The sequence below is a fragment of the Kitasatospora sp. NPDC001547 genome (assembly GCF_042894165.1).
Classification (GTDB): domain Bacteria; phylum Actinomycetota; class Actinomycetes; order Streptomycetales; family Streptomycetaceae; genus Kitasatospora.
Genome location: NZ_JBIAVL010000005.1, coordinates 489,730 through 503,332, shown reverse-complemented (window position 1 = coordinate 503,332; position 13,603 = coordinate 489,730). Strand labels below are relative to the sequence as shown.

The window sequence follows — 13,603 nt, the reverse complement described above, 5'->3', positions numbered from 1 at the left end:
TATCCCCCGCCCCCCCCCCCCCCCCCCCCCCCCCCGCGCCCCCCGCGCCCCCCCCCCCCCCGGGGGGGGGGGCGGGGCCCCCCGCCCCCCCCCGCCGGGGGGGGGGGCCCCCGGCCCGGGGTGGTGCGGGGTGGATCAGCCGTGGACGTAGACGATGCCCAGCTTGGTGAGCTGCCAGAGCTGGTTGGCGGCGCCGGTGTCGGCGGCGAGTTCGACGTACGGGTTGCCCTTGGCGTCGAGGGTGCTGCCGGCGGCCAGGACCTTGGTCTGGTCCTGGGAGTCGGCGATCTTGTAGCGGCCGTCGCCGGCCGGCTTGAACACCCAGTGCTGGTTGCCGCCGCCGTTGCAGCGCCACTGCTGGATCCGGGTGCCGGGGGCCGTGGAGGCCGCGTCGGCGTCCAGGCACATGTCCCGGTTGCCGCTGAAGTCGAGCTCGTAGCTGCCGCCGGCCTTGGCCTCCAGGACGAAGGACTGGTTGAGGCCGCCACCGGCCGGATAGGTGATCGCGGGCCGGCCGTTGGTGGAGTCGCCGTAGCTGCCGCCGCCGGCGAGGTCGAGCACGTTGCCGCCGGCCGCGTTGGTCAGCTGGTACCAGGAGCCGTCCTCGGGGACGTCGCCGAACGGCTGTCCGGGAGAGAGCGGCTGGATCGAGGTGGTGTTCTGCTGGTTGAGCGTGCAGTACGCCTGCGCCAGCTCGGGCCGGGCGTAGAACTGGCCGAGGCAGACGCCCTCGCCGCGGTAGCCGGCCACCCGCAGGTGGTACGACTGGCGGACCATGTTCATGCACAGCCCCGGGATGCCGATCTGCGAGTCGCAGCCGTTGCGCACCCACTCGGCGAGGTTGATGACGTCCCCGTTGGTGTACTCGTACGGGGAGCTCGTCCACTCCGCGCAGACCTCGTGCCCGAAGGCGACCCGCCGCTGGTCCAGGTACCGGACGCCGGGCACCTGCTCGGCCGCGCCGCGCAGCGCGTCGCTGAGGGTCGGCACCACCCAGTTGTGGCCCCAGGCGAGGTCCTCGGGGAACGCCGGGCAGCCGTCGGCGACCTTGCCGAGGTAGTCGTTGCGCCGGATGTCCGGGGTGATCGGGTTGAAGTACGACTGGTAGACCAGCTGGTACGAGGAGTCGGCGTAGCCGGCCCTGCGCATGGTCTGGCGGATGTTCTGGAGCGCCGCGACCACCTTGGGCTGGACGCCCTTGGCCCGCCGGCGGATCTCGTCGCTGCCGATGGTGTCCCGGCAGCCCTGGTCCTTGGGGATCGGGAAGTACTGCGCGAGGCAGTGCATCATGATGCCGCTGAAGTCGAAGTCGTCGTTGGCGCCGATGGTGACGACGACCATCTTGACGTCGTACTTCGCCGCCGTGTCGGCCAGTTTGACGTCCTGCTTGGGCTCGCCGAAGTCGCCGCTGCCGGGGCCGGTGATCTTCGCCAGTTCCGGATCGCTGACCAGGTCGCCGGTCTGGGCGCCGGAGCAGGCGAGGTCGATCGGGGTGACCCCGGGGATGTCGGTGACGAAGATCTCCGACTTGGGGTGGCGGTGGCAGTAGTTGGTGGGGCTGTCCGTCTCCGGGAAGTAGCCGTCGTTGGTGTCGGTGCCGGCGCCCTCCCCGGAGATGGCGCTGTCGCCGAGGGCGACGATCGCGGCCGGACGGGCGGCCGCGGGCGCGGCCGGGGCGGGGTCGGCCAGCGCGGCGGGGGCGCCGGCCAGGCCGAGGGTGGCGAGGAGGGCTCCGGTGGCGAGCAGTGCGGCGCACCGGGGCGCACCCGTACGCGTCCGCCGCGCCGCCGACAGAGGGGACCTGATCACACGCGACTCCTTGCGGGGTGGGTGGACCGCCCTGGCGGGGCCGCCGAGCGGCGCGGAGCAAGAGAGGAGCAGGAAAGGTGAGCAGGTCTCGCATTCTAGGAACTGACAAGTAACACAACAAGGCTCGTGACACCGTGGAGAACTGACGGTCCGGCGCATTCCGGGCACAGCGGAGAGCCGCCGCCCCGCGCCCCAGGAGGGAAGCGCGGAACGGCGGCTCTCACCGGCCGAACCGGGGGTGCGGACTCAGCCCGCGTTGAGGCACTTGTTGCCGAACGCCGGGTTCAGCGCACCGATGATGTCGATGGTGTTGCCGCACACGTTGACCGGCACGTGCACCGGGATCTGGATCTGGTTGCCCGAGATGACACCGGGGGAACCGGCGGCAACGCCCTGGGCGCCGGCGCTGGCCATCGCGGTGCCGGCACCGGTGGCCACGATGCCCACCACGGCCGCGCCGACGGCGGCGGTCTTCTTGATGCTCATGTGAGCCTCCTGACTGTTCGACAGATGTGCACGGGGAGTGCGACATCTAGAACGAGACCCCACCGGCCCGGTTGCGACGGTCCCCGCACTGTCACCCGTCCGGCGCAACGGCGCCGGGAGACCGGGCATTCGGGTGATCGGAGGGTCGGACCGTTTCCCCGCGCGCGGTGCCTCGTTCTCCCTGACGGAACCCGGTCTCCACGGCCCCCACGCAGCGGGCCTCCCGTACCCGGTGTCCGGCAACCCGTGCCGGAACACCGACCGGAATTCCACCCGGTCACGCCTTCGTCAGGCTTTTCCCGGCCGTGCGGGAATCGCTTCGAAAGGCGCCGTGACCCGGCTGCCGCGGTCGCGCCCGAGCCATGGGCGGAACACGCCGATGTGCGCCGACCGAGTGACAATCACGGCAATCCCTGAAGTCATCGGGTGAGTATTCGTGCTCGCCCGGCTTCCCGACATCTCGCTTCCGTCGGGCAGAAATCGGAGGAATGACATGCGTAACTTCAAGAAGGCCGCCGCCCTGTCGCTGGCCGCCAGCGGCCTGGTGCTCGGTGCCGCCGGTGGCGCGTTCGCCAGCGCCGGCGCCGAGGGTGTCGCCGCCGGCTCCCCGGGCGTGCTCTCCGGCAACCAGATCCAGGTGCCGATCCACATCCCGATCAACCTGTGCGGCAACACCATCGACATCATCGCCCTGCTGAACCCGGCGTTCGGCAACACCTGCGTCAACGCCGGCTGAACCCGCGGTCGCCGCACCGGCGACAGCTGGTTCACCGAGCCCGTGCCACGCCCCGCGACGCCGGGGCGGCACGCTCAACCCGTGTGTGATCGAGGAGATCAACCCCCATGCAGAACATGAAGAAGGCCGCCGTCCTGTCCGCCGCCGCTGCCGGCCTGGTGCTGGGCGCGGCGGGCTCCGCCGCCGCCAGCGCGGGCGCCGAGGGCGTGGCCGCCAACTCCCCCGGTGTCGTCTCCGGCAACCAGCTCCAGGTGCCGATCCACATCCCGATCAACCTGTGCGGCAACACGATCAACATCGTCGGCCTGCTGAACCCGGCGTTCGGCAACACCTGCGCCAACGTGGAGGCCCCGCCGCAGCACGAAGACGACGACTGCTGATCCCCGATCGGCACGCGATCCGGCCGTCCTGCCCCCCGACCAGTCGGCCGGGGGGCAGTTCGGCGTATCCGGACAGCCGTCCGGGACCCCCGATCCTCCGAAGGGTGATCACGATGCTTTCCAAGAAGAGCGCGGCCGGCCTGGCCGCCGCCGTGGGTGCCGCGGTGCTGCTCGGCGCCGGTTCGGCGCAGGCCGCCACCGCCCCGGGCGAGGCCCCGGCCGGCCCGGCCACGCTCACCAAGACCGACCTCGGCCAGGCGCTGGGCGGGACGACCACCGGCCTCGGCTACGGCATCGCGCCGATCAAGAGCCTGCGGCTGGACCCGTGGGCGAACTCCTCGGCCGACTTCCTCAACAACGGCGCGGCCCTCCAGCCGGACCAGGGCCTGCCCGCGGTCGGCACCGGGACGCTGACCGGCCCGCTGAGCGCCGGCGGCGGCGTCAAGGACCTCCCGGTGGTCGGCGGGCTGACCGGCCTGCTGCCGGGCTGAGCGCCCGGGAGCGCGAGAGCCCGGCATCCCGCCGCGCGGGTGCCGGGCTCTCGCGCCGGACGGGCCTCAGAGCCGGGTGAGGTCGGTCAGGCCGGTCTGCCCCACCACGGTGGTGGTCGTCGTGGTGGCGGTGTCGGCCAGGGCGCCCGCCGTGTCGGTCAGGGAGAGCCGGCTGTCATCGCCGCCGAGGCTGGCCTTCGCCCCGGGGATCACCTGCACCGCGCCGGTGACCAGGTGCGGGTCGATCTCGTCCACCTTCAGCCGGCCGCCGGCGAGCTGGCCGGCGCCGTCCTGGGCGAGCGCGAGCGGCTTGCCGAGGGTGAGCCCGGGGGTCCGGGCGTTCAGCGGCGCGGCCGGGGCGTCCAGCAGCACCTCGCCGAGGTCGGCGCTCCGGTCGACCAGCGGGAGCGGCAGGTCGGCCTTGGCGCTCGGGCCGACCTTGCCGGTGGCCAGCTGCGGGAGGATCTGCTCCGGGAGCAGCGCGCCGTCGGAGCTGGTGGTCCGGCCGGGCACCGGCGGCATCACCAGCGAGGTCGGGATGCCGGCCGTGAGGCGGCTGCCCAGCGGGGCGAGCGGGATGTCCGCCGGGACCTGCTGGGTGGCCAGCGCGTCCTCCAGTGCGCCGACCTGATCGAGACCGGTCGGGGCGGCGGCGGAGGCCGACCCCTGGGAGGCGAGCACGCCGGCACCGACCGCCAGCAGCATCGCGCCGGCCCGCTTGGAGAACTTCATGCTATTCACCGTTCTGCTGTCCGAACTGGATCACGGGGGAAGGGCTGCGGGGGCCGCAGCCGGAAAGCAGCCTGCTCAACGAGTGACCGGGACCACGGAATGCGGCGGTTAACCGATTCGGGCTAATAATCCGATCGGAATCCCTTCGCCGCCGTGTCTGCGGGACTCTTTTCAAAAATCCCCGTAACCTTCCGTGCCGTCGTTCTTTGATCTGGACGTCAGTGACTGCAGACCGGGTCTGAGCGTTCTCAGCGTTGTACGCACGGAATCCAAAGAGCATTTCAGAGAGGGATCTCGCCATGATCCAGAAGTCCTTCGCCGCCGCCGGCCTGGCCGTCGCCGCGCTGGCCGGTGCCGCCGCGCCCGCCTCCGCCATCGGTGACGCGGACGGCGCCGCCGCCTCCATCGAAGGCAACGGCGGCACCAACTTCACGGGCACGGTCGGGAACAACAGCCCGAACTTCCACTTCCTGGACAACCCGAACATCTGCCTGCCGGAGATCCACAACATCGCCGTCGGCGTGCTCGGCGTGGCCGTCCCGGTCGAGGTCCCGATCGCCAACAACGGCGGCAGGCAGTACTGCACCGTCGGCCAGGGCACCCAGAGCCAGGGCGACGGCGGCGTGTCCCACCTGATCGGCTGATCGGTCGCCGCTCCGTTCGTCCTGCACCACCGTTCGATCCACCTTCGAATCGCTCCCCGATTCACCCCGAGAGGAAAACCGGAAATGATCAAGAAGACCCTCGCCGCCGCCGGCCTGGCCGCCGCCGCCCTCGCGATGTCCGCGGGCTCGGCCTCCGCCATCGTCGACTCGGACGGCGCCGCCACCTCCGTCCAGGGCAACGGCGGCACCAACCACACCGGCACCACCGGCAACGGCAGCCCGAACAGCCACGTTCTGGACAACCCGAACATCTGCCTGCCGGAGATCCACAACATCGCCGTCGCCGTCATCGGCGTCGCGGTGCCGGTCGAGGTTCCGGTCCTGAACAACCAGCCGAAGCAGATCTGCAACGTCGGCCAGAACACCCAGTCCACCGGCGACGCGGGCATCTCGCACCTGATCGGCTGATCGAGGGGCCTGGCACGGACGGAGGGCCCGGGGAGGAACACCTCCCCGGGCCCTCCGGGCTTCGCGGACGAGAGTGTCCGTCCGGACCGCGGCGCGGTCCGGACGGGTGAGCGGCGGCCCGGCCCGGCGCGTGGGGCGCCGGACCGGGCCGCCGGATGTGATCACGTGTCAGAGCGCCCGCGGGGGCGCTCCCAGAGAGAGGGCAGTTCCATGAAGAACAAGCTGGCCAAGGCCGCGCTGACCGCCGTCGCCGCGCTGGCACTCGCGGGTGCCGCCACCCCGGCCTTCGCCCACGTCGGCCTGATCGGCGGCGGCGAGTTCGTCGCCTCGGCCGACGAGCCGTTCCTGGCCGGCGGGGGCTTCGGCGTCGCCCACGCCGGCGACGTCGCCGCCGGTGGCTTCGGCGGCGGCGCCGCGACCTCCACCGACCTGGTCGGCGGCGGCGCGGGCTTCGCGCACGCCGGGGGCGTGGGCATCTAGCAGGAACCCGGAAGGCCGGGCCGCTCCCCTGGGGGACCGGCCCGGCCTTCCGCCGTGCGGCGCCCGCTACTTGAGCATCGCGGCGGCTTCCAGGGCCCAGTAGGTGAGGATCTGCTCGGCGCCCGCGCGGCGGATGGAGGTGAGCGTCTCCATGATCATCCGCTCCCGGTCGATCCAGCCGTTCGCGGCGGCCGCCTCGACCATCGCGTACTCGCCGGACACCTGGTACGCGGAGACCGGCACCGGGGAGGCGTCGGCGACCTGGCGCAGGATGTCCAGGTAGGCCATGGCGGGCTTCACCATCACCATGTCCGCGCCCTCGGCGAGGTCCTGCGCCAGCTCGCGCAGCGACTCCCGGGCGTTGGCCGGGTCCTGCTGGTAGGTCTTGCGGTCGCCCTTGAGCGAGGAGCCGACGGCCTCGCGGAACGGGCCGTAGAAGGCCGAGGCGTACTTGGCGGTGTAGGCGAGGATGCCCACGTCCTGGTGCCCGGCCTCGTCCAGCGCCCGCCGGACCACGCCGATCTGGCCGTCCATCATGCCGGACGGGCCGACCAGGTGGACGCCGGCGTCGGCCTGCACCCGGGCCATCTCGGCGTAGCGCTCCAGGGTGGCGTCGTTGTCGACGCTGCCGTCGGCGGCCAGCACGCCGCAGTGGCCGTGGTCGGTGTACTCGTCCAGGCAGAGGTCCGACATGACCACCAGGGAGTCGCCGACCTCGGAGACCACGTCCCGGATCGCCTGCTGGAGGATGCCGTCCGGGTTGGTGCCCTCACTGCCGACGGCGTCCTGCACCTGCGGGACGCCGAACAGCATGAGGCCGCCCAGGCCCGCCTCGGCCGCCTCCACCGCGGCCTTGCGCAGGGTGTCCCGGGTGTGCTGGACCACGCCCGGCATCGACGTCACCGGGACGGGCTCGCTGACGCCCTCGCGGACGAACAGCGGCAGGATCAGCTCCGCCGGGTGCAGCCGGGTCTCGGCCACCAGGCGGCGCATCGCCGGGCTCTGCCGCAGCCGGCGGGGGCGTACGTACGGGAATTCAGCGGTCACGGCTTCTCTCTCCGAACGGTTGTGCAGTGCCGGGGGCGACGGTCGGCCGCCCCCGGCCGTGAGGGGTGTCAGCGGGCCTTGCGGCGCGAGCCGGGACGGCGCTCGCTGGGCCGGTAGACCGGCTCGCCGGCGGCCGTCGCGGTGTCGCGGCGCTTGGCCCCGAAGTCTGCCAGCGCCTGGGCCAGCGCGGCCGCCGACGGCGCCGGGGCCATCACGTCGACCCGCAGGCCGTGCTCCTCGGCGGTCTTGGCGGTGGCCGGGCCGATGCAGGCGATGACCGTCACGTTGTGCGGCTTGCCCGCGATGCCGACCAGGTTCCGGACGGTCGAGGACGAGGTGAACAGCACCGCGTCGAAGCCGCCGCCCTTGATCGCCTCGCGGGTCTCGGCCGGCGGCGGCGAGGCGCGCACCGTCCGGTACGCCGTCACGTCGTCGACCTCCCAGCCCAGCTCGACCAGGCCGGCCACCAGGGTCTCGGTGGCGATGTCGGCGCGCGGCAGCAGCACCCGGTCGATCGGGTCGAAGACCGGGTCGTACGGCGGCCAGTCCTCCAGCAGACCGGCGGCGGACTGCTCGCCCGAGGGCACCAGGTCCGGCTTCACGCCGAAGTCCACCAGGGCCTGCGCGGTGGTCTCGCCGACCGCCGCGACCTTGATCCCGGCGAACGCCCGGGCGTCCAGGCCGTACTCCTCGAACTTCTCCCGGACGGCGCGCACCGCGTTCACCGAGGTGAAGGCGATCCACTCGTAGCGGCCGGTGACCAGGCCCTTGATGGCCCGCTCCATCTGCTGCGGGGTGCGCGGCGGCTCGACCGCGATGGTCGGCACCTCCTGCGGCACCGCGCCGTACGAGCGCAGCTGCTCGGACAGGCCGGTGGCCTGCTCCTTGGTGCGCGGCACGAGGACGTTCCAGCCGAACAGCGGCTTGGTCTCGAACCACGAGTGCGAGGCCCGGTGGGCGACCTGCTCGCCGACCACGGCTATCACCGAGGTGGCCGGGTCGACCGGCGCGGAGACCGGCGACGGCAGCACCCGGGCGGCCTTCAGATCGGCCGCGATGCCGGACAGGGTGGAGGTGAAGGTCCGCTGGCGGGTGGTGGTGCCGGAGAGCGTGGCGCTCAGCGCCGACTCCGGCTTGCGGCCGCCGGCGACCAGCGCGGCGGCGGTGGCGGGCAGCTGGCCCAGCGTGGTGCGGACCACCAGGGTGGTCTCCGGCACGCCCAGGTCCACCGGGCCGCCGGCCAGCAGCGCGGCGCCGTCCACGAAGCGCACGTCGGTTCCGGAGCCGGCCCGCAGCGGGACGCCCGCGTACGCCGGGACGCCGACCGACTGGGCGACGCCCGGGATCACCTCGAACGGGATCCCGTCGCCCGCGCAGCGGAGCATCTCCTCGGCGGCGCAGCCGTCCAGCCCGGGGTCGCCGTCGACGGTGCGGACCACGTGCTTGCCGGAGCGGACGGCCTCGGCGACCAGCTTGGCCAGGTCGAAGTCGGCGCCCTCGGCGGCCGGGGCGTGCACCTGCACGCCGGCCGGGCAGTGGCTGCGCACGGCGGCGGCGGTCAGCGGGTCGGTGACCAGCACGTCGGCGGTGGACAGCACCTCGACCGCGCGCAGGGTCAGCAGGCCCGGGTCCCCGGGGCCCGCGCCCAGGAAGGTGCACCGTCCGGTGGCGGGCTGTCCCGCCGGGAACAGGGCGTCGGTGGCGGTGGTGGGGCTCATCGGGCTCGCTCCCCCATCAGGGTGGCCGCGCCCCCGGCGAGCAGCCGGTCAGCCAGCGCGCGGCCGAGGGCCGCCGCCTGCTGCTCGGCGGACTCGTCGAGGACGATCGGACCGTTGGCGGACATCTTCAGCAGGGCGGTTCCGTCGGGGTCGCCGACCACGCCGTCCAGCCGCAGTTCGTTCTCCCGGCCCCAGGTGGCCAGCGCGGCCACCGGCGCCGAGCAGCCGGCCTCCAGGGCGGCCAGCAGGGCGCGCTCGGCGGCCACGGCGACCCGGGTGGGGGCGTGGTCCAGGGCCGCGAGCGCGGCGGTCAGGTCCGTGTCGGCGCTGGTGCACTCGATCGCGAGCGCGCCCTGGCCGGGGGCCGGGACCATCACCTCGGTGCCGAGGTGCTCGGATATCTCGGCGCTGCGGCCGAGCCGGTTCAGGCCGGCCGTCGCCAGCACCACCGCGTCCAGCTCGCCGCCGGTCACGAAGCCGATCCGGGTGTCCACGTTGCCGCGGATCGCGACGGTCTCCAGCTGGGCGCCGCGGGCGGTGGCCCAGGCGTTCAGCTGCGCCATCCGGCGGGGCGAGCCGGTGCCGATCCGGGCCGGCCGGCCGGCCCCGGCCAGCTTCTCCACCAGCTCCTCCAGGCCCAGGCCCTCGACCGCGACCAGGGCGTCCCGGACGTCCTCGCGCTCGGGGACGGCGGCCAGCGCCAGGCCCGCGGGGGCGGCGGTGGGCAGGTCCTTGAGCGAGTGCACGGCGAAGTCGATCCGGCCCTCCAGCAGCGCGTCGCGCAGCGCGGAGACGAACACCCCGGTGCCGCCGATCTGCGCCAGCGACTCCCGGGAGGTGTCTCCGTAGGTGGTGATCTCGACCAGCTCGACGGGGCGCCCGGTGACCCTGGTCACCTCGCGGGCCACCATGCCCGACTGCGCCATGGCGAGGGCGCTGCGCCGGGTGCCGAGCCGCAGGGCCGTGGTGGCCGCGGGCTGCTCCGTGATCGGTTGACCATTCATGAGGTGATCGTCCCGGTGGTACTCGTGGGATGGCTGACGGTTCATCTGGGGCCCCCGGCCGAGGGCTGGGGCGCGCCGCCGACGGGCGTGCCCGACACGGCGTGCACGGCCGCCGGGTCGAGGTCGAACAGTTCGCGCAGTGCCTCCGCGTAGGAGGCGCCGCCGGGCTCGGCGGCCAGCTGCTTCACCCGGACGGTCGGGGCGTGCAGCAGCTTGTCGACGACGCGGCGGACGGTCTGGGTGATCTCGGCGCGCGAGCGCTCGTCCAGGTCCGGCAGCCGGGACTCCAGCCGGCCGAGCTCGGCGGCGACCACGTCGGAGGCCATCGAGCGCAGCGCGACCACGGTCGGCGCGATCCGGGCGGCCCGCTGGGCGGCACCGAAGGCGGTCACCTCGTCGGAGACGATCCGGGTGACCTGGTCGACGTCGCCGGCGCCGGGGCTGGCGGCGTGCGCGTGGGAGAGGCTCTCCAGGTCGACCAGCAGGGCGCCGGGCAGCTCGTGCACGGCGTGGTCGACGTCGCGCGGCATGGCCAGGTCGAGCAGGGCGAGCGGCTCGGCGGACCGGCGGGAGGCGACCGCGGCGGCCACGTCCTCGGCCTTGACCACCACGCCGGCCGCGCCGGTGCAGGAGATCACCAGGTCCACGTCGGCGAGCGCCTCCGGCACCTTGCCGAGGTCCAGGACCCGGGCCACGTCCGGGCCGAGGATCTCGACCAGCCGCTCGGCGCGGGCCGGGGTCCGGTTGGCGATCAGCAGGTCGGTCACGCCGGAGCGGACCAGGGTGGCGGCGGCCAGCGAGCTCATCGAGCCGGCCCCGACCACCAGCGCGCGCTTGCCGGCGATCTCGCCCGCGCCCGCCGCGACCTGCTCCAGGCCGAAGGTGACCAGCGACTGGCCGGCCTTGTCGATGCCGGTCTCGCTGTGCGCCCGCTTGCCGACCCGCAGCGCCTGCTGGAACAGCTCGTTCAGGCCGCGCCCGGCGGTGTGCTCCTCCTGGGCCTTGGCCAGCGCGTCGCGCAGCTGGCCGAGGATCTGGCCCTCGCCGACGACCATCGAGTCCAGGCCGCAGGCCACCGAGAAGAGGTGGTGGACGGCGCGGTCCTCGTAGTGGACGTACAGGTGGGAGGTCAGTTCCTCCAGGTCCACCCCGCTGTGGTGGGCCAGCAGCAGCGACAGCTCGGCGACGCCGGCGTGGAACTTGTCCACGTCCGCGTACAGCTCGATCCGGTTGCAGGTGTTCAGCAGCGCGGCCTCGCCGACGGTGGCGGTGGCGGCCGCGTCGTGCAGCAGCCGGGTCGGCACGTCACCGGTCAGCGCCGCGCGTTCCAGCACCCCGACCGGGGCCGTGCGATGGCTCAGCCCTACGACGAGAAGGCTCATGCCCGCCCCCCACAGCTCTCGGTGTTCATGCGGGCATCACCGCGGAGAGATCCCCGTCGCCGCCCTTGGCGGACTTTCCCTTGGCCTGCTCGGCCTGGTCCTTGGCCGCCGACTCGACGGCGCCCCGGCCCTTGCCGGTGCCGCCGGCCGCGCGGCGCAGCTTGGCGGCGGCCGCCCGGACCGGACCGGGGGCGCGGTCCAGCACCGACTCGGCGCGGTCGTCCGGCTCCTCGCCGGCCTTGCGCTGCTCGTGGAAGGCCAGGATCTGGAGCTCGATGGAGAGGTCCACCTTGCGCACGTCCACGCCGTCCGGGACGGTCAGCACGGTCGGGGCGAAGTTCAGGATGCTGGTGACACCGGCCTCGACCAGCCGGTCGCAGACCTGCTGGGCGGCGCCGGGCGGGGTGGTGATCACACCGATGGAGACGTGCTGGCTCTCGACGATCGACTCCAGCTCGTCCATGTGCCGCACCGGCAGTCCGGCCGCGGTGGAACCGACCACGTTGGGGTCGGCGTCCAACAGGGCGGCGACCCGGAAGCCGCGGGAGGCGAACCCGCCGTAGTTGGCGAGCGCGTGGCCGAGGTTCCCGATCCCGACGATGACGACCGGCCAGTCCTGGGTCAGGCCGAGCTCGCGGGAGATCTGGTAGACGAGGTACTCGACGTCGTAGCCGACACCGCGGGTGCCGTACGAGCCGAGGTAGGAGAAGTCCTTGCGCAGCTTGGCCGAGTTCACGCCGGCCGCGGCGGCCAGCTCCTCGGAGGAGACGGTCGGCACCGAGCGCTCGGAGAGCGCGGTGAGGGCCCGCAGATAGAGGGGCAGGCGGGCGACCGTCGCCTCCGGGATGCCCCGGGCACGCGAGGGTCGGCGCGCGGCGCCCTGGTCGGGCGTCTGCGAACTGCTCTGTGGTGATCGGCCGATTGCCACGGTGCTCCTGTGGGTGAAGCTGGGCTTTGACAGCCAGGCTATGCGTTTGTGAACGTGTGCACAAAGATGGTGTCCGTTTTGTCCCGGCACAGTGATGCGCATCACGCCGTCGAACCCATAGCACCGGACGGGGTCAGTACCACCTCCGGGGCCTGGGAACCGGGCAGCCAGGGGCCGTACGGGGCCTCCCGGCGCAGCAGCGGGACGGCGGCGCCGGACGGGCGGGAGCGGGCCCGGCCCAGCCGGGGCCAGGGCACCCGGGCGGCCTCCCGCAGCGGGCCGGTCCAGTCGTCCGGCGGGCAGGAGGGGGCGTCCAGGCAGTGCCGCAGCAGCTCGGCGGTCACCCGGGCGTCGCCCAGCGCGGTGTGCGCCGGGTACCAGCCCAGGCCCGCCGCCTCCACGCAGGCCGCCAGGCCGTGGCCGCGGGCCTCCGGCAGGTGGGCGCGGGCCAGCCGCATCGTGCACAGCAGCGGGACCGGGGGCAGCGGCACCCCGATCCGGGCGAACTCGCGGTCCAGGAAGGCGTGGTCGCAGCTGACGTGGTGACCGACCAGCACCCGGCCGGCCAGCAGCTCCAGCAGCCGCGGGGCGATCTCGCGGAAGCGCGGGGCGCCCTCGACGTCGCACTGGCGTATCCGGTGCACGTGGGTCGGGCCGACCGGGCCCAGCGGATCCAGCAGGGTGGCGAACTCCCCCTCGGGGCGGAGCCGCTCGTCCAGCAGCACCACCGCGACCTCGACCACCCGGTGCCGCCACGGACTGCGGCCGGTCGCCTCCACGTCCACCACGGCGAAGCCGCCGGTCCCCTCCGGGGCTCGGGGCGTCGCGGGGGTCGGGCCGGGAAGCATGGCGCACTCCTCGTGTGCTCAGCCCCCCATGGGCGCAAACGCGTTCGATCGTAAGCCGACCAACCCGCACCGCCCCAAGCCGGAACGGAGTGTCTTTGGCAACGATTCGGCGAACCGCCCCCGCCGATCGGCGGGGGGGCGGCGCACGGCCGGACACCCGGTCAGGACCGGCTCAGCCGCCGAGGGCGGTGCGCAGCCGGCGCTCGTCGACCCGCCAGAAGTCGTGCTGGCGGCCGTCGACCAGGGTGACCGGGATCTGCTCCCAGTAGCGGCGGTACAGCTCCTCGTCCTGGGTGATGTCCCGCTCCTCGAAGGACGCCCCCAGGTCGCCCGTCACCCGGAGGATCACCTCGCGGGCCTCGTCGCACAGGTGGCAGCCGGGCTTGCCGACCAGGGTCACGGTCCGGTCCGCGGGCTTGGGGCTCTTACGTCGCAGCAGTGGGCTCACCGCCCCATTCTCCGCCATCGCACCCGCCCGCCCCGGGCCCC

The 13,603-nt window shown here is 73.6% G+C and carries 16 protein-coding genes; 6 read left to right on the top strand and 10 right to left on the bottom strand.

Going from position 1 to position 13,603, the window contains the following annotated elements; genetic code table 11:
• Positions 1-135: 135 nt before the first annotated feature.
• Positions 136-1,809, bottom strand: coding sequence for an RICIN domain-containing protein (locus ACFY0X_RS13155; protein ID WP_387753005.1), 1,674 nt, complete (start codon positions 1,807-1,809; stop codon positions 136-138).
• A gap of 246 nt (positions 1,810-2,055) precedes the next feature.
• Positions 2,056-2,295 (bottom strand): chaplin, encoded by a 240-nt coding sequence (locus ACFY0X_RS13150; RefSeq protein ID WP_387753002.1) that lies wholly within the window; start codon positions 2,293-2,295, stop codon positions 2,056-2,058.
• Positions 2,296-2,788: 493 nt separating this feature from the next.
• On the opposite strand from ACFY0X_RS13150, the gene ACFY0X_RS13145 reads away from it, so the two are divergent.
• The 3 genes from ACFY0X_RS13145 to ACFY0X_RS13135 all read left to right on the top strand — a co-directional run bounded on the left by ACFY0X_RS13145 (position 2,789) and on the right by ACFY0X_RS13135 (position 3,902).
• On the top strand, positions 2,789-3,031 hold the full coding sequence (locus ACFY0X_RS13145) for a chaplin (RefSeq protein ID WP_387753000.1): 243 nt from the start codon (positions 2,789-2,791) through the stop codon (positions 3,029-3,031).
• Positions 3,032-3,138: 107 nt separating this feature from the next.
• Positions 3,139-3,411, top strand: coding sequence for a chaplin (locus tag ACFY0X_RS13140; RefSeq protein ID WP_387752998.1), 273 nt, complete (start codon positions 3,139-3,141; stop codon positions 3,409-3,411).
• 113 nt (positions 3,412-3,524) lie between these two features.
• A complete protein-coding gene (locus ACFY0X_RS13135) occupies positions 3,525-3,902 on the top strand; it encodes a hypothetical protein (RefSeq protein WP_387753207.1) in 378 nt (125 codons plus the stop codon).
• A gap of 66 nt (positions 3,903-3,968) precedes the next feature.
• Here the strand turns inward: ACFY0X_RS13135 and ACFY0X_RS13130 are convergent, their stop codons facing one another.
• Entirely contained in the window at positions 3,969-4,634 is a 666-nt protein-coding gene (locus ACFY0X_RS13130) for a hypothetical protein (protein WP_387752996.1), read from the bottom strand.
• Between the two features lie 299 nt (positions 4,635-4,933).
• Here ACFY0X_RS13130 and ACFY0X_RS13125 point away from each other — a divergent pair, with 299 nt between their 5' ends.
• The 3 genes from ACFY0X_RS13125 (at position 4,934) to ACFY0X_RS13115 (ending at position 6,187) form a co-directional block, all read left to right on the top strand.
• On the top strand, positions 4,934-5,278 hold the full coding sequence (locus ACFY0X_RS13125; RefSeq protein WP_359902775.1) for a rodlet layer protein: 345 nt from the start codon (positions 4,934-4,936) through the stop codon (positions 5,276-5,278).
• A gap of 84 nt (positions 5,279-5,362) precedes the next feature.
• Complete coding sequence (locus tag ACFY0X_RS13120; protein ID WP_387752993.1) at positions 5,363-5,707, top strand: rodlet layer protein; 345 nt, start codon at positions 5,363-5,365, stop codon at positions 5,705-5,707.
• Positions 5,708-5,917: 210 nt separating this feature from the next.
• Entirely contained in the window at positions 5,918-6,187 is a 270-nt protein-coding gene (locus ACFY0X_RS13115) for a hypothetical protein (protein WP_387752990.1), read from the top strand.
• A gap of 66 nt (positions 6,188-6,253) precedes the next feature.
• Here ACFY0X_RS13115 and hemB read toward each other — a convergent pair whose 3' ends face one another.
• The 7 genes from hemB to ACFY0X_RS13080 all read right to left on the bottom strand — a co-directional run bounded on the left by hemB (position 6,254) and on the right by ACFY0X_RS13080 (position 13,580).
• Positions 6,254-7,234, bottom strand: a complete 981-nt coding sequence (gene hemB / locus ACFY0X_RS13110; protein ID WP_387752988.1) for a porphobilinogen synthase — start codon at positions 7,232-7,234, stop codon at positions 6,254-6,256.
• 68 nt (positions 7,235-7,302) lie between these two features.
• Positions 7,303-8,952, bottom strand: coding sequence for a uroporphyrinogen-III synthase (locus ACFY0X_RS13105; protein WP_387752985.1), 1,650 nt, complete (start codon positions 8,950-8,952; stop codon positions 7,303-7,305).
• Entirely contained in the window at positions 8,949-9,956 is a 1,008-nt protein-coding gene (gene hemC / locus ACFY0X_RS13100; RefSeq protein ID WP_387752982.1) for a hydroxymethylbilane synthase, read from the bottom strand. The genes ACFY0X_RS13105 and hemC overlap by 4 nt, the downstream gene beginning before the upstream one ends.
• A gap of 41 nt (positions 9,957-9,997) precedes the next feature.
• Positions 9,998-11,338: a glutamyl-tRNA reductase gene (locus ACFY0X_RS13095; RefSeq protein WP_387752979.1), complete on the bottom strand. Its 1,341-nt coding sequence runs from the start codon at positions 11,336-11,338 to the stop codon at positions 9,998-10,000.
• Between the two features lie 25 nt (positions 11,339-11,363).
• Entirely contained in the window at positions 11,364-12,266 is a 903-nt protein-coding gene (locus ACFY0X_RS13090; RefSeq protein ID WP_387752976.1) for a redox-sensing transcriptional repressor Rex, read from the bottom strand.
• 101 nt (positions 12,267-12,367) lie between these two features.
• Entirely contained in the window at positions 12,368-13,114 is a 747-nt protein-coding gene (locus ACFY0X_RS13085; RefSeq protein ID WP_387752973.1) for an exonuclease domain-containing protein, read from the bottom strand.
• 172 nt (positions 13,115-13,286) lie between these two features.
• Positions 13,287-13,580, bottom strand: coding sequence for a glutaredoxin family protein (locus tag ACFY0X_RS13080; protein ID WP_387752971.1), 294 nt, complete (start codon positions 13,578-13,580; stop codon positions 13,287-13,289).
• Between the last annotated feature and the right edge of the window lie 23 nt (positions 13,581-13,603).

Bases quoted from the DNA above. Each gene is read 5' to 3' on its own strand.
- ACFY0X_RS13150 (WP_387753002.1), bottom strand. From the start codon at position 2,295: ATGAGCATCAAGAAGACCGCCGCCGTCGGCGCGGCCGTGGTGGGCATC.
- ACFY0X_RS13145 (WP_387753000.1), top strand. From the start codon at position 2,789: ATGCGTAACTTCAAGAAGGCCGCCGCCCTGTCGCTGGCCGCCAGCGGC.
- ACFY0X_RS13140 (WP_387752998.1), top strand. From the start codon at position 3,139: ATGCAGAACATGAAGAAGGCCGCCGTCCTGTCCGCCGCCGCTGCCGGC.
- ACFY0X_RS13135 (WP_387753207.1), top strand. From the start codon at position 3,525: ATGCTTTCCAAGAAGAGCGCGGCCGGCCTGGCCGCCGCCGTGGGTGCC.
- ACFY0X_RS13130 (WP_387752996.1), bottom strand. From the start codon at position 4,634: ATGAAGTTCTCCAAGCGGGCCGGCGCGATGCTGCTGGCGGTCGGTGCC.
- ACFY0X_RS13125 (WP_359902775.1), top strand. From the start codon at position 4,934: ATGATCCAGAAGTCCTTCGCCGCCGCCGGCCTGGCCGTCGCCGCGCTG.
- ACFY0X_RS13120 (WP_387752993.1), top strand. From the start codon at position 5,363: ATGATCAAGAAGACCCTCGCCGCCGCCGGCCTGGCCGCCGCCGCCCTC.
- ACFY0X_RS13115 (WP_387752990.1), top strand. From the start codon at position 5,918: ATGAAGAACAAGCTGGCCAAGGCCGCGCTGACCGCCGTCGCCGCGCTG.
- ACFY0X_RS13105 (WP_387752985.1), bottom strand. From the start codon at position 8,952: ATGAGCCCCACCACCGCCACCGACGCCCTGTTCCCGGCGGGACAGCCC.
- hemC (WP_387752982.1), bottom strand. From the start codon at position 9,956: ATGAATGGTCAACCGATCACGGAGCAGCCCGCGGCCACCACGGCCCTG.
- ACFY0X_RS13095 (WP_387752979.1), bottom strand. From the start codon at position 11,338: ATGAGCCTTCTCGTCGTAGGGCTGAGCCATCGCACGGCCCCGGTCGGG.
- ACFY0X_RS13085 (WP_387752973.1), bottom strand. From the start codon at position 13,114: ATGCTTCCCGGCCCGACCCCCGCGACGCCCCGAGCCCCGGAGGGGACC.
- ACFY0X_RS13080 (WP_387752971.1), bottom strand. From the start codon at position 13,580: ATGGCGGAGAATGGGGCGGTGAGCCCACTGCTGCGACGTAAGAGCCCC.